Raw genomic sequence first — 1,213 nt, 5'->3', positions numbered from 1 at the left:
GAATAGAGCCTGAACAATTTTGGACTTTATTGTGACAAAAAAATAAAAATTCATTTAGTTAAAACATTGCCGGTACAGTAAAATAAAATCATGACAAAATTTTGATTTCAATTAATGTAATATTCTTAAGGTTAATTCAGCAGCTTGTATTGAGAGCAGCAGATTTTTTACTATTGGTTATAAATTCTTTATTGATGAGTACTTTTTTATTAATTGATACAATATGAATTAAACAATAGGTGTATGAATAAAAGTTATCGTTTTTTATTATAGGCTTATGGTGCTAAGATAAAATCTTATTTGTGTGATAGAATACAGTCCTGTTTGACTACTCTCTTGTGAGGTTAAATATTGAGTTCGATATCAGATTATAACTGTATAAGATAATATATTGCGGGAACTTTTTTTGATATATGGGAAACATTCTCTTTAATTTTTTTGTGCTCATTTAGGTTTTAGAAGTGTTTTTGGCATGTTTTGATAGTTTTAGGGATTTTTTTATAACGTGGTTTAACAAGAAAAATTGCTAAAGGGGGACATCAATAATAGCGCGTAAGCCCCCTAGAGGGCTATCATCCAATTGAATATTGCCTCCATGGCTACGTGCTATATCTTGAGCAATAGAAAGGCCGAGTCCTGCTCTACTCGCATCTTGATTTTGTGTTTTATCAAGTTTAAAGAATGGCTTAAAGACTTCTGTGCGCATATTTTTATGAATCCCAGGTCCATCATCATCAATAGTTATGATGAAAGATTCTTGTTGGGATATGGCTGTTAGTTTGACAGTATTAGCATGACAAAATGCTTTTGATACAAGATTGCTGATGAGACGCGTGAAGGCATGGGGGCGTACTTGTATTTGTGTAGGGCTTTCAATGGTGTAGGAAAATTGACGTTTGTGAAGATGCGCATCGGTAGAGAATTTTTGCATAAGAGCATTTAAATCAAAAGTTTTAATATACTCACTTCCTTCACTACGGGCAAAAGCAAGGTCATTTTCTAACATATTTTGCATGTCGCTCACATCTTGCTCAAGCGGCTTAATATCAAAGTCAGTATTTGCTAACGCTAGTTGAAGTTTAAAACGGGTGAGAATGGTTCTTAAATCATGGCTTACACCCGAAAGCATTATGGTGCGTTGTTCGATATAGTTAGAAGATGGTGAGTGTGTTCATTTTGCTGGACATGTGTTTAAGGTTTTTCACACCCCAGG

General features: G+C 34.0%; 1 pseudogene. It reads right to left on the bottom strand.

Annotated elements, in window-relative coordinates:
• Nucleotides 1-526: 526 nt before the first annotated feature.
• Nucleotides 527-1,147: pseudogene (locus PVV63_RS10240) on the bottom strand (sensor histidine kinase); the annotation flags it as partial.
• Nucleotides 1,148-1,213 lie beyond the last annotated feature (66 nt).

Origin of the sequence: Bartonella sp. CM31XJBT (assembly GCF_028618555.1) — a bacterium.
Classification (GTDB): domain Bacteria; phylum Pseudomonadota; class Alphaproteobacteria; order Rhizobiales; family Rhizobiaceae; genus Bartonella.
Note: the sequence above shows the minus strand (reverse complement) of the source record. Positions and strands in the feature narration are given on the sequence as shown.